This window comes from Bacillus cereus group sp. MG20 (assembly GCF_040459885.1).
Classification (GTDB): Bacteria; Bacillota; Bacilli; order Bacillales; family Bacillaceae_G; genus Bacillus_A; species Bacillus_A cereus.
This window is the reverse complement of the sequence record NZ_JARVHF010000001.1, coordinates 3,465,352-3,478,050: the sequence shown is the minus strand read 5'-3', so window position 1 is coordinate 3,478,050 and position 12,699 is coordinate 3,465,352. Positions and strand designations below refer to the sequence as shown.

The following is a 12,699-nucleotide window of genomic DNA, read 5'->3' as shown; positions in this document are numbered from 1 at the left end:
ATTACGCTTCTTTTCGACGATCAATTAATACAGCTAGTAAGATTACAAGTCCTTTTACAACTTGTTGGAAGAAAGAAGATACACCTAATAAATTTAAACCGTTATTTAGTACACCGATAATTAGTACACCGATGAATGTACCAACAATCCATCCTCTTCCCCCAGAAAGACTTGTTCCACCTAATACAACTGCTGCAATTGCATCTAATTCGTAAGAAGTACCTGCAGTCGGCTGTGCAGAATCTAGTCGTGATGTTAAGACAATACCTGCAAGCGCTGCCAAAATTCCGGAAAGACCGTAAATCATTACTTTAATTCTCGTAACATTAATACCTGATAGTGCTGCTGCTTCTTCATTTCCACCAATTGCAAATGTACGACGGCCAAATGTCGTTTTCTTCAAAATGAAGTACAGTACTGCGAAAGCGATCATCATTGTAACAGCTGGTACCGGAATACCAAGAAAATAACCGCGGCCAAACATTTGGAACATTAAATGATCACCAAGACCAGTGATCGGACGTCCGTCCATATAAACAAGCGTCAACCCACGAAAAATAGTCATTGTTGCTAAAGTTGCAATAAATGGAGCTACTTTTCCTTTCGCAATGATGATACCGTTTACAATTCCCATTACAAGACCTGCTAATAGTCCAACTGCCATTGCAAGGAACGGATCCATGCCACTTGCCATCATTCCAGCAACAAGTGCACTTGATAATGCTAAAATAGAACCTACCGATAAGTCAATACCCCCTGTTAAAATTACGAAGGTCATTCCGAATGCAATAAGCGCATTAATCGATACTTGACGCAGTATATTAAATAAATTTGGAATTTCAATGAACGCTGGATTTAAAACTGTAATTACGACGATAATTAATACTAAACCGATTAAAGAACCGAGTTGTTGTAATACATTCCCCTTCTTAGCCATCCTTACTCTCCCCCTGTAGCTAGTGCCATAATAGACTCTTGTGATGCCTCATCTTTCCCTAAAATGCCGCCGACTTTTCCTTCATGAATAACAAGAACTCGATCACTCATCCCTAAAACTTCCGGAAGCTCAGATGATACCATAATAACGGCATCGCCTTGCTCTGTAAGCTTATTCATGATAGAGTAAATTTCTTTTTTCGCTCCAACATCTACACCTCTTGTTGGCTCATCTAAAATGAGTAATTGCGGATGAATGCCTAGCCATTTTGCGATTACAATCTTTTGCTGATTTCCACCAGAAAGAGATTTCACTGCCTGCTCCCCGCTAGATGCTTTCACATTAAGAAGCTTCATCATATCTTCTGTAAACTGCTGTTCTAGCTCGTTGCTTAGAACACTTCCCTTTGAAAGACTTTCTAAATTCGGTAAAGCTAAATTTTCTCGAATTGAAAAATCTAACACTAATCCTTCAGACTTTCTATCTTCTGTAATGAAAGCAATTCTTTGTCTAATTGCATCTATCGGACTATCAATCTTTACTTCTTGTCCATTTATAAAAATTTGTCCAGAATCTAAAGGTTCATAACCAAATATCGCTTTCATAATATCAGTGCGACCAGCCCCCATCAAACCAGCTACACCAAGGATTTCACCTTTCCTCACTTGAAACGAAACATTTTCAAATTTCCCTTTCTTCGTTCCGTTACGCATTTCAAAAATGACATCACCAATTTGACTATTTCGCTCTGGGTAACGTTCACCAATGCTGCGCCCCACCATCATACTCACTACTTCATCAAATGATGTTTCTGGAATTAATCTCTTTCCGACGTATTCTCCATCACGCAAAATCGTAATGGCATCACATATTGAGAAAATCTCTTCCATACGATGCGAAATGTACACGAATGAAACACCTTCTTTACGTAACTTATTGATTACTGTAAAGAGCGTTTCGATTTCACGATCCGTCAGTGCCGCAGTAGGTTCATCCATAATAATAACGCTCGCGTTTGTCATTAACGCTTTCGCAATTTCGATAATTTGCTGTTGTCCAACCGATAGTTCCTCTGCTAACATAGCACCTCTTACATGCAATCCTAGCTCTGCTAGTTGCTGCTGCGCAATCGCGTTCATTTGTCGAGTGCGTAAAATACCTGTTTTCCCATACATTAACTCTTTACCGAGAAACATATTTTCAGCTACTGTTAAATTCGGCAATATGTTTAGTTCTTGATGTATAAATGCGATGCCGTACTCTTCAGCTTCTTTCGCATTTTTAAAGGTGCGCTCTTGCCCATCAATCGTGATTGTCCCACCATCTTTTTTGTATACACCTGTTAAAATCTTCATGAGCGTTGATTTACCCGCTCCATTTTCCCCCATCAATGCATGGACTTCTCCTGTTTCAATCATAAACTGTGCATTCTTCAAAACAGGATTGCCATTGAACGCCTTTGAAATATTTTTCATTTCAATATGCATTCCCATCACTTCCCTTTATTAAAAAATCACGCCTGCATGTAAAATTACATTTGCATAAGGCGTAGCCTCGCCTGTACGAATAATCGCCTTCGCTTTCTTTGTATGCTCTTTAAATTGTTCATGAGATACATACTCAAATGCTGGCTCTATTAATTTTTGCTCGATCTCTTTATTTACTTCCGCATTATTTATAATGACTTCTTCTGCTAACGTCACTTTTTCGATTGCCATATCATCAGCTACAACTTGTAACACCTCTAAAAAACTCGGTTTTCCAATCTCAACAGCTAAATCAATTCGTTTTACCCCGTCAGGAATCGGTAACCCGCAATCAGCAATTACAACCGTATCTGTATGCCCAAGTGAAGCAAGGACTGCCGCGATTTCACTGTTTAATACACCATGCTTTTTCATCCAACAATCACCTGCACTTCACGTACTCGATCTCTCGTTGGCATACCGCCCTGTGCTCCAAGTTTCGTTACAGAAAGACCACCGGCAATATTCGCGAAACGAATTGCTTTTTGAAGTGTCTCTCCTTCAGAAAGTGCAACTGCTAACGCACCATTAAATGTATCACCAGCTCCAGTTGTATCCACTACATCAACAGCAATGCTAGGAACATGTACAATCTCCGTGCCATTATGGAAACGAACACCGTTAGAACCTTCTGTCATCAATAATTTATTTGGATACTTCGCCAATAAATCTTCAATTGGTGATGTAAAATCATCTAATACAATGCGGCACTCATGTTCATTTGGCGTAATATAAGTTGCTTTTTCTAAAATTTCTTCTGATAAAACTTGTGCTGGCGCTGGATTCAACATAACAGGAATATTATGTTCCTCACAAATAGCCAATACATATTTTACTGTTTCAAGTGGAATTTCTAGTTGAAGAACAACCATATCCGCTTTTACAAGAAGGTCTTTGGAGCGATCTACAACTGACTTATTTACAAGAGCATTTGCCCCTTGTACGACAACAATACTGTTATCTTCTTCTGCTAAAACGATATGAGCAATTCCTGTCGTTCTATCTGTAACCGGTACCACATAATCGATAAAAATGCGTTCGTTCTCTAAATTTTTTCTAACTACTGTTCCATAATCATCATTTCCTACCGCTCCAACCATTGCTACATTTGCTCCTAACCTAGCTGCAGCAACTGCTTGGTTTGCCCCTTTCCCTCCTGGGATTGTATGAAACGCTTCACCAATTACTGTTTCTCCTGCTTTCGGCCGTTTTTTTGAAACAGCCACTAAGTCCATTGAAATGCTTCCTACTACTGCAATATTTGGCATCTGTTTCATCTCCTTACTTCGTTGTATTTCGTTCTATAATTTCAATCGGCAAACGATAGTGTTTCTCTTCTAATGTATTTCCTTCCATTTGCTCTAACAACAACTCTGTTGCAATTTTCCCCATTTCATATATCGGTTGTGCAACTGTTGTAATAGATGGATACATCATTTCTGTTAAAGAAATTCCATCAAATCCGATAATTTGTAAATCATCTGGAATGGCAATCCCCTTTTGAAGTGCAGCCTTTACAATACCAATCGCAATTAAATCATTCCCAGCAACAATACCATCAATATGCGGGTATTCTTCTAATAATTCCATCGCTACACGCTCACTATTTGCTGGATCAAACGTACTCTCCGCAATCATATACGAAAGGTTATTTTGCGTAATAACGTCTACAAAACCTTCAAAACGTTCATTTGCAGTACTCACATCACGTGGACCGCGAATATGTGCAATATGTTTACATCCTTTATCTAGTAACAACTTTGTCGCAGCCTGACTTCCTGCATAGTTATCTGCATATACAGTAGGAATACGCTCATTAAATATACGGTCAATCGCAACAACCGGGACAGATAAATTCATGTAATTAACACTATTTTGTGGATTTGTTGCTACAATAAATCCATCTACATTATTTTGTCTAAGTACATCAATGTATTGTTTCTCTTTTTCTAAACTTTCATCAGAGTTACAAAGGACAACTGTGTAACCTTGTTTATGTGCTACATCTTCTACGGCACGTGCAACTTCTGGAAAGAACGGATTCACGATATTTGGAACAACTAAGCCAATTAAACGAGACTTTTTATTATACAGTGAACGCGCTACTGTACTAGGCTTATAATCTAACATCTCAATTGCACGCTCTACCTTTTTTAATGTATCTTCGTGAACATATCCATTTTTATTTAAAACTCTGGAAACGGTCGCAACAGATACTCCCGCTAATTTCGCAACGTCTTTAATCGTACTCATTCTCTTTTCTCCTCATTTCATGTAACCGTTTACAGAAAATAATATAACGTATTTCTAAAAATACGTCAATCATTTCTCACTAAAAAGCTTTTAAGGTTATACTCAAAAAAGCACCGCCATAAGGCGATGCTTCTTCATTACGAGTATGATACAGTTTTTTCTTTTTCTTCTACAGCAGGCTCTTCAGCATCTTTTTTACGATCTGATAGTTTAATTTTTTGTAAGAAAATCGTAAAGATGGCACCTACTACGATAAATACTAATCCTGTTAAGAATACAGTATGAAGCGAGTCTACTAAAGAGTTTTTCAAAATAGGTACAATGCTGTTAGCAAACGCTTCTGGCATTTGTTTTAATGCCTCTGGGCTAAATAGCATCGAATATAAACCTTGTGGATCTGTGTGAATCATATCTTTAAATTTCGTTACCATTTGTCCCGCTTCTTTCGGGAATGTATCTAATACAGGTACTAATTTATTTGTTAACGTTGTACCTGAAGTGTTATTCATAATTGATCCTAAAATTGTAATACCAAATGTTCCACCAATTTGACGGAAGAACTGACTTGATGACGTTACGACACCAAGGTCTTTTTTCGGGAAGCTTTCTTGTAACGCTAATGTTAATGTCGGCATTACAAGACCCATTCCTAAACCGATAACCATCATATAAGAAGTAGCTGTAAGCTTCGTTGTGTGCATATCCATCGTTGTTAATAACCAGAAACCACCGGCCATAATAAGCATACCTGCGATAATTTGTGGTTTTACACCAACTTTTAATACAAGTTGCCCACCGATAATACTCATTACAATCATTGTAATCATCATTGGAGTCATAATTGTTCCTGATTCAGCAGCACTTACTCCTACAATACCTTGCATGAAGAATGGTACGAACATAATCGCGCCGAACATTCCAATACTCATAAAGAATCCAATCGCATTTAGTATTGTAAATGTGCGATTTTTAAAGAAATGCATTGGTAAAATCGGCTCTTCAGCTTTCGTTTCAACAATAACAAAGCTAACGATACCAATTACAGCTAGTGCGAATAAACCGATAATTTGCCAAGAATCCCATGCATAATCTTTTCCGCCAAACGTTAGCGCAAGTAATAAACTTACAACACCTAGAATCATCGTAAAGATTCCAGCGATATCAATTTTAATTGGTCCTGTTTGTTTATGTGATTTTAATCCCATTGCAATAAAGATTGTTGCTAAAATACCAACCGGTAAGTTAATGTAGAATACCCATCTCCAGTTCACTGCATCTACAATCCAACCACCAACTTGCGGTCCAATTACAGAAGCAAGACCGTATAACGCACCAAAAATACCTTGCCATTTCGCACGTTCTTTTCCCGTGAACATATCTCCAATAATAATCATAGCCATTGGCATCATAATACCGCCACCAAGACCTTGAATACCACGGAAAATAATTAATTCTGTCATACCATTCGCCATACCACATAACGCCGAACCAATCATAAAAATAACTAGCCCTGTTATATATACGTTACGACGACCAAGTAAATCCGCTAATTTACCTGCAATTGGTACAACTGTCGTTGATGTTAACATATAAGCTGTCGTTAACCATGTCATTAAACTTAATCCGCCTAGGTCACCGACGATACGTGGCATTGCTGTACCAACAATTGTTCCATCTAATGCAGCAAATAGCATCGCGATTACTAAACCGATTAACAACAACTTTCTATTTTGATTTTCTTGTTGCTCCATGTAATCTCCTCAATTCCTCTTAGTTATTCTCTTTTTTCTCTTGTGTCCCGCAAATAATGGTTTCTAACTTCTCAAAGAGACGTAATAAATCTTCTCTTTCTTGCAACTCTAAATGTGAAAAGTATTTTGCAATATGCTCGTTGCGAGCTGTCATTGCCTCTTCTACTCTAGCTTTCCCCTTTTTCGTTAACTCGATGATGACAACACGACGGTCATCTTTGTCGTGATAGCGTTCTACAAGTTCTTGATCGATTAGACGATCAATCATCACTGTAATCGCGCTAGGCTTCACATACATCTTTTTTGCTAATGTTGTCGCTCTTGAAGCCCCATAATGATCTAAAATCTTTAAAATATAAAACTGCGGTGGTGTAAGTCCTGTTGCTTGCATTTGTTCTAATAACTCCGTCTGCATTTTCTTTCCAATCGAAAAGGCAAGAGCTTGAATTTTATCGATATGCGTCATATCATTTGGCATGTTATCCACCTCTTATTTAAGCAATAAAATATTTAACGTATTTAAATATTAATCCCACGAACAAAATCCGTCAATACTTTTATTCATAAAAACGTTTACATTTTTGTCACAAAGTTGTATAATTTTCGACGAAGTTAATATTGACAGTCACGGAGAAACGGAGTACACGGCTATGAATCATAAAAAAGGAAACTTTTTTATATTTCATGGCCTTTTTATATTCTCTGTCTTAAAACGCTTCGAATTAATTAGGGGAGGATTTTCATTTTATGTTTTTCACACAATTATTTAAACCTGCGCCCCACGCGGAACGCTTACCAGCTGATCGCGTTGATAGCGAATACCGTAAATTACGTTTACAAGTATTCTTAGGTATCTTCATCGGTTATGCAGGTTACTACTTTGTTCGAAAAAACTTTTCACTAGCAATGCCATACTTAATCGAACAAGGCTTTAGTAAAGGGGAACTTGGGGTTATCCTTTCAGCAGTATCTATCGCTTACGGATTAAGTAAATTCTTGATGGGTATCGTATCCGATCGTTGTAATCCTCGCTACTTTTTAGCAGCTGGGCTATTTTTATCAGGTATCATTAATATTATTTTCGGCTCATTTTCTTTCATTACAACGAGCATTATACTTATGTTTGTACTTCAGTTTTTAAATGGATGGGTACAAGGTATGGGATGGCCTCCTTGTGGTCGTACGATGGTTCACTGGTTCTCTATTAGCGAACGTGGTACAAAAATGTCTATTTGGAACGTCGCTCATAATGTCGGCGGCGCGCTCATGCCTTCTCTTGTAACATTAGGCTTATACTTCTTTGCAAATGACTGGAAAAGTATTTTTTACTTCCCAGGTATTCTTTCAATTTTAGTTGGTATTTATGTATTAATTACGATGAAAGATACGCCTCAATCTTGTGGACTACCTTCTATTGAAGAGCATACTGGAGAATATCCACCAGATGAGAAAATAAAAGATCGCGAACGCGAACTTTCGGCAAAAGAAATTTTATTTAAATACGTACTAAACAATAAGTTTTTATGGTACATCGCTATTGCGAACGTTTTCGTATATTTCGTACGTTACGGCGTTGTAGACTGGGCTCCTACTTATTTAGTAGAAGAAAAAAGCTTTACTCATAGTAGCTCACGTACTGCTTACGCTCTATATGAATGGGCTGGTATTCCAGGTACACTTCTTTGCGGATGGATGAGTGATAAACTATTTAAAGGACGTCGTGCACCTGCTGGTATTTTATTTATGGTTGGTGTATTTATCGCAGTTCTTGTTTACTGGTTAAACCCTCCTGGTAATCCAATGGTTGATAGTATCGCACTTGTCGCAATTGGATTTTTAATTTACGGACCGGTTATGCTAATTGGGCTACACGCTCTAGATTTAGCACCAAAGAAAGCTGCTGGAACTGCAGCAGGCTTAACTGGATTCTTCGGTTACTTAGGCGGAGCTGCTTTCGCTAGTGCCGCTATGGGCTTTATCGTAGATGCATTCGGATGGGATGGCGGATTCATCTTATTACTTGCATCTTGCATACTTGCAATGTTCTTCCTTGCCCTTACTTTAAATACAGGTTCAACAAAACAAAAGCAAGCTTAAGTACAAATATTATACTTATCAAAAAAAGAGAGAGCATTCTTTCCAGAATACCTCTCTTTTTTCTACATATAAATCTTTTTTCTTACAAAAGATTTATTTCCCTCTTATATACGTGTTAACGCTTCCAAAACACTTCAACACCTAATACAACTGCATTCAACTTTTATATAAAAAGATTTTTGAATATTTTTTCAACTTATCCTTGTCAAACATTGTCAATTTATATTAAAATAACAACATACAAAATATTTAGTCTTTTCAGAAAAGATGGAGGGATAGCCATGAAGAATCCACTTCTTCGTATTGAAAACTTGCAAACTTCCTTTCGTATACAAGATCAGTATCATGCAGCAGTTGATAATGTATCCTTAACTGTGCATGAAAATGAAATTGTTGCTATCGTTGGTGAGTCAGGATGCGGAAAAAGTGCACTTGCCCTTTCCATTATGCGACTGCATAATGAAGCAAATACAAAATTACAAGGGCAGCTTTACTATAGAGATAAGGACTTACTAAGCATGTCAACCGCCGAAATAAATAAAGTACGCGGTTCAAATATCGGAATGATTTTCCAAGAACCTCTTACAGCACTCGATCCTCTTATGACAGTTGGAAAACAAATCGAAGAAAACTTAGACTACCATACAAGCCTTTCAAAAGTTGAAAAGAAAGAACGCACCTTAGAACTACTTCATCAAGTTGGTATTCCAAAACCAGAACTTACATATAAACAATACCCACACGAATTATCTGGCGGAATGAGACAAAGAATTGTTATCGCAATTGCAATTGCTTGTAAGCCAGGGCTCATTATTGCAGATGAGCCAACAACTGCACTTGACGTAACCATTCAAGCGCAAATTTTAGATTTATTACGTTCCATTCAAGAACAAACGAAAATGGGCATCATCTTAATTACACACGATTTAAGCGTCGTGGCCGAAACCGCTGATCGTATCGTCGTTATGTATGCAGGACAAGTTGTAGAAACAGGAACAGTCGAAGAGATTTTTAATAACCCTCTTCATCCATATACTCGTTCCTTATTAAATTCAATCCCGTCTGCATCTGCTGAAAAAGAAAAATTACATGTTATTCAAGGCGTTGTACCGACATTAGCTAAGTTACCTCGCACAGGTTGTCGATTCCAAGCACGGATTCCATGGATTAGACCTGATCAACATGAAGAAAATCCCGTTTTACATGAAGTAAAACAAGACCATTGGGTACGTTGCACTTGCTACAAACATTTCAATTTCCAACATAAGAAAGGAGATGACGTAACTCATGGCACTGCTTAAAGTAGAAGATTTAAAAGTACACTTTCCAATTAAAGGTGGTGTTTTCGGCCGTACATTAGATTACGTTCGTGCTGTTGATGGCGTAAGCTTCGAACTACAACCTGGCGAAACATACGGAATCGTTGGGGAATCTGGGAGCGGCAAATCAACAACTGGAAAAGCAATTATGCACTTAACAAAAGCGACAGGTGGTAGCATTCATTTTAATAATAGAGATTTAACAAAATTAAGTCGCTCAGAACTAAGAGAACAACGAAAAGATATTCAGATGATTTTTCAAGATCCTTATTCATCCTTAAACCCGAAGAAACGTGTTATGGATATTATCGCTGAACCACTTCGAAATTTTGAGAAACTCTCACCTGATGAAGAGCGTAGAGCTGTTCAAGATTATCTTGATAAAGTTGGATTAAATCCTGAGTCTATGTATAAATACCCACATGAATTTTCCGGTGGACAAAGACAGCGGATTGGTATTGCACGCGCACTTACACTAAAACCGAAGCTTATTATCGCAGATGAACCTGTATCCGCGCTTGACGTGTCGGTACAAGCTCAAGTTTTAAACTTCTTGCAAGATTTACAATCTGAACTCGGACTAACATACCTATTTATTAGTCATGATTTAGGTGTAGTTCGCCATATGTGTGACCGTATCGGTGTTATGTATCGCGGACGCATTGTGGAAGAAGCAACTAGTGCTGAAATTTATAATAATCCACAGCACATCTATACGAAGCGCCTAATATCAGCTATTCCTGATATTCGTCCAGAAAACCGCGAGCAACAACGTAAATTGCGTCGTGAGGTAAGCGTTGAGTATGAGAAATCATACGAAAGTTATTTCAATGAAAATGGTCGTGCTTACGATTTAAAACCAATCTCGCCAACACACCGGGTGGCATTACCTTAAGGGAGTGATAAAACATGTGGAAATTTATATTACGCCGGGTTTTAGTTATGATACCGCAATTATTCATATTAAGCGTACTCGTCTTTACACTGGCTAAGGCAATGCCAGGTGATGCATTAAGTGGCGCTGAACTAGCAAACCCAAAAGCCGATCCAAAAGTGCTCGAAGAACAACGTGAAAAACTAGGTTTAAACGATCCTATTCCCACTCAATATGTAAGGTGGATTTCAAATGCTGTACAAGGGGATTTCGGTATTTCTTACGCACATAAAATAAAAGTAACAGATATTATCGGGGAACGTCTTGGCAATACCATACTGTTAGCTCTTCTTATTCTTATTCTTACTTACTTAATTGCTATTCCACTTGGAGTTATAAGTGGACGTTGGAATGATACGTGGGCTGATCGACTCATTACGCTCTATAACTTTTTAGGATTCGGTACACCACTATTTATTTTCGGGTTAGTAATGTTATTCTTATTCGGCTTTTTATATCCAATTTTCCCTACGAGTGGTAGCGTTGATCCACAAGTTGCAACAGGATCATTTGATTACTATTTAAGTAAATTCAATCATATGATTTTACCAGCTTTATCTGGGGCATTAATTGGGACTGTAGGAACTGTACAATATTTACGAAGTGAAATTATCGATACGAAACATAAAGATTTTGTACGCACAGTAAAAGCAAAAGGTGTACCAGAATCTAAAGTATATTCCAGACATATTTTAAGAAATTCATTTTTACCAATTGCAGCATTTTTAGGATATGAAATTACAGGTTTAGTTGGAGGCTCTATTATTCTAGAAAATATTTTCGGCTATCCAGGAATTGGACAACTATTTTTCCAATCTATCACTCAACGTGATTTCAGTGTCGTAACTGCTCTTGTATTATTTACTGGATTCGCAACGCTACTCGGGACTCTTCTTTCCGATATTATTCTAAGCATCGTTGATCCACGTATTCGTATTGATTAATGGAGGTGAAGAAACGTTATGTTAGCAAATCCTGAAAAACAAACTGAAGTCATTCATTACGAAAAGAGCCCCTCTGGTTTCTCCATTATGTGGCGAGAATTTCGTAAAGATAAACTAGCAATGTTTTCTCTATTCTTTTTAGCTTTAATATTAATAGCCGTTTATGCAACTTCATTTATTATGAAGCAAGAAGATATCGTCCGAGTCGATTTGTTCGCTATTTATGACCCTCCTTCTGCTGAACATTGGTTAGGAACTGATTATGGAGGCCGTGATATTTTCGGACAATTAATTATTGGTACACGTAACTCCTTTACAGTTGGTTTAGCCATCACTCTTTTAGCAACCCTTATCGGTCTTACGACGGGACTAATTGCTGGCTATTTTGGCGGAGTTGTCGATAACATCATTATGCGTTTTATCGACTTCATGATGATTTTACCATTCTTAATGATTGTTATCGTGTTTATCTCACTCGTTCCAACTTTCAATATTACGACATTTATTCTCATAATGACCGCTTTCTTATGGGTCGGAAAAGCAAGGCTTATACGCTCTAAAGTATTGACTGAGAAAGAACTTGATTACGTATCTGCATCAAAAACATTAGGAACACCAAATTGGAAAATAATCTTCCAGCAAATATTACCTAATTTAAGTTCTATTATTATCGTAAATATCACATTAAATCTTGCTGGTAACATCGGAATTGAATCTAGTTTAACTTACTTAGGCTTCGGTCTACCAGAGAGCACACCAAGTCTTGGTACACTTGTAAGTTACGCAACTAACCCAGATGTATTACAAGAAAAGTGGTGGATTTGGTTACCCGCATCAATCATGATTTTAGTGTTGATGCTGTGTATAAATTTTATTGGTCAAGCGTTAAAGCGTGCGGCTGATGCGAGACAAAGAAAAGGATAAGGGGTGGAGAAGTT

The 12,699-nt window shown here is 37.6% G+C and carries 12 protein-coding genes; 5 read left to right on the top strand and 7 right to left on the bottom strand.

Annotation, left to right across the window (positions count from 1 at the left end):
- Position 1: 1 nt before the first annotated feature.
- The 7 genes from QCI81_RS17735 to QCI81_RS17705 all read right to left on the bottom strand — a co-directional run bounded on the left by QCI81_RS17735 (position 2) and on the right by QCI81_RS17705 (position 6,945).
- A complete protein-coding gene (locus tag QCI81_RS17735) occupies positions 2 to 937 on the bottom strand; it encodes an ABC transporter permease subunit (RefSeq protein ID WP_001074649.1) in 936 nt (311 codons plus the stop codon).
- Positions 938 to 939: 2 nt separating this feature from the next.
- On the bottom strand, positions 940 to 2,424 hold the full coding sequence (gene rbsA, locus QCI81_RS17730; RefSeq protein WP_002163845.1) for a ribose ABC transporter ATP-binding protein RbsA: 1,485 nt from the start codon (positions 2,422 to 2,424) through the stop codon (positions 940 to 942).
- A gap of 18 nt (positions 2,425 to 2,442) precedes the next feature.
- The gene (gene rbsD, locus QCI81_RS17725; protein ID WP_000716151.1) at positions 2,443 to 2,838 is read right to left on the bottom strand and encodes a D-ribose pyranase; all 396 of its coding nucleotides are present in this window, start codon (positions 2,836 to 2,838) and stop codon (positions 2,443 to 2,445) included.
- Complete coding sequence (gene rbsK, locus QCI81_RS17720; RefSeq protein WP_001132865.1) at positions 2,835 to 3,731, bottom strand: ribokinase; 897 nt, start codon at positions 3,729 to 3,731, stop codon at positions 2,835 to 2,837. The genes rbsD and rbsK overlap by 4 nt, the downstream gene beginning before the upstream one ends.
- A 13-nt stretch (positions 3,732 to 3,744) precedes the next feature.
- Positions 3,745 to 4,716 (bottom strand): ribose operon transcriptional repressor RbsR, encoded by a 972-nt coding sequence (gene rbsR, locus QCI81_RS17715; protein WP_071732218.1) that lies wholly within the window; start codon positions 4,714 to 4,716, stop codon positions 3,745 to 3,747.
- Between the two features lie 137 nt (positions 4,717 to 4,853).
- Positions 4,854 to 6,467, bottom strand: coding sequence for an MDR family MFS transporter (locus QCI81_RS17710; protein WP_000437647.1), 1,614 nt, complete (start codon positions 6,465 to 6,467; stop codon positions 4,854 to 4,856).
- Between the two features lie 19 nt (positions 6,468 to 6,486).
- Complete coding sequence (locus tag QCI81_RS17705) at positions 6,487 to 6,945, bottom strand: MarR family winged helix-turn-helix transcriptional regulator (RefSeq protein ID WP_001132365.1); 459 nt, start codon at positions 6,943 to 6,945, stop codon at positions 6,487 to 6,489.
- Between the two features lie 269 nt (positions 6,946 to 7,214).
- On the opposite strand from QCI81_RS17705, the gene glpT reads away from it, so the two are divergent.
- From glpT to QCI81_RS17680, 5 genes are all read left to right on the top strand, one after another.
- Positions 7,215 to 8,564, top strand: a complete 1,350-nt coding sequence (glpT, locus tag QCI81_RS17700; protein WP_000466388.1) for a glycerol-3-phosphate transporter — start codon at positions 7,215 to 7,217, stop codon at positions 8,562 to 8,564.
- 281 nt (positions 8,565 to 8,845) lie between these two features.
- Positions 8,846 to 9,865: an ABC transporter ATP-binding protein gene (locus tag QCI81_RS17695; RefSeq protein WP_071732219.1), complete on the top strand. Its 1,020-nt coding sequence runs from the start codon at positions 8,846 to 8,848 to the stop codon at positions 9,863 to 9,865.
- Positions 9,852 to 10,778 carry an ABC transporter ATP-binding protein gene (locus QCI81_RS17690; RefSeq protein ID WP_001196381.1) on the top strand — a complete coding sequence of 309 codons (927 nt, stop codon included), beginning with the start codon at positions 9,852 to 9,854 and terminating at the stop codon, positions 10,776 to 10,778. Before QCI81_RS17695 ends, QCI81_RS17690 begins: the two co-directional genes overlap by 14 nt.
- A 14-nt stretch (positions 10,779 to 10,792) precedes the next feature.
- Entirely contained in the window at positions 10,793 to 11,761 is a 969-nt protein-coding gene (opp4B, locus tag QCI81_RS17685; RefSeq protein WP_000265452.1) for an oligopeptide ABC transporter permease, read from the top strand.
- An 18-nt stretch (positions 11,762 to 11,779) separates the two neighbouring features.
- The gene (locus QCI81_RS17680; protein ID WP_000880730.1) at positions 11,780 to 12,685 is read left to right on the top strand and encodes an ABC transporter permease; all 906 of its coding nucleotides are present in this window, start codon (positions 11,780 to 11,782) and stop codon (positions 12,683 to 12,685) included.
- Positions 12,686 to 12,699 lie beyond the last annotated feature (14 nt).

Excerpts from the sequence above, each read along its gene's own strand:
- QCI81_RS17735 (WP_001074649.1), bottom strand. The coding sequence starts at position 937 with ATGGCTAAGAAGGGGAATGTATTACAACAACTCGGTTCTTTAATCGGT.
- rbsA (WP_002163845.1), bottom strand. The coding sequence starts at position 2,424 with ATGCATATTGAAATGAAAAATATTTCAAAGGCGTTCAATGGCAATCCT.
- rbsD (WP_000716151.1), bottom strand. The coding sequence starts at position 2,838 with ATGAAAAAGCATGGTGTATTAAACAGTGAAATCGCGGCAGTCCTTGCT.
- rbsK (WP_001132865.1), bottom strand. The coding sequence starts at position 3,731 with ATGCCAAATATTGCAGTAGTAGGAAGCATTTCAATGGACTTAGTGGCT.
- rbsR (WP_071732218.1), bottom strand. The coding sequence starts at position 4,716 with ATGAGTACGATTAAAGACGTTGCGAAATTAGCGGGAGTATCTGTTGCG.
- QCI81_RS17710 (WP_000437647.1), bottom strand. The coding sequence starts at position 6,467 with ATGGAGCAACAAGAAAATCAAAATAGAAAGTTGTTGTTAATCGGTTTA.
- QCI81_RS17705 (WP_001132365.1), bottom strand. The coding sequence starts at position 6,945 with ATGCCAAATGATATGACGCATATCGATAAAATTCAAGCTCTTGCCTTT.
- glpT (WP_000466388.1), top strand. The coding sequence starts at position 7,215 with ATGTTTTTCACACAATTATTTAAACCTGCGCCCCACGCGGAACGCTTA.
- QCI81_RS17695 (WP_071732219.1), top strand. The coding sequence starts at position 8,846 with ATGAAGAATCCACTTCTTCGTATTGAAAACTTGCAAACTTCCTTTCGT.
- QCI81_RS17690 (WP_001196381.1), top strand. The coding sequence starts at position 9,852 with ATGGCACTGCTTAAAGTAGAAGATTTAAAAGTACACTTTCCAATTAAA.
- opp4B (WP_000265452.1), top strand. The coding sequence starts at position 10,793 with ATGTGGAAATTTATATTACGCCGGGTTTTAGTTATGATACCGCAATTA.
- QCI81_RS17680 (WP_000880730.1), top strand. The coding sequence starts at position 11,780 with ATGTTAGCAAATCCTGAAAAACAAACTGAAGTCATTCATTACGAAAAG.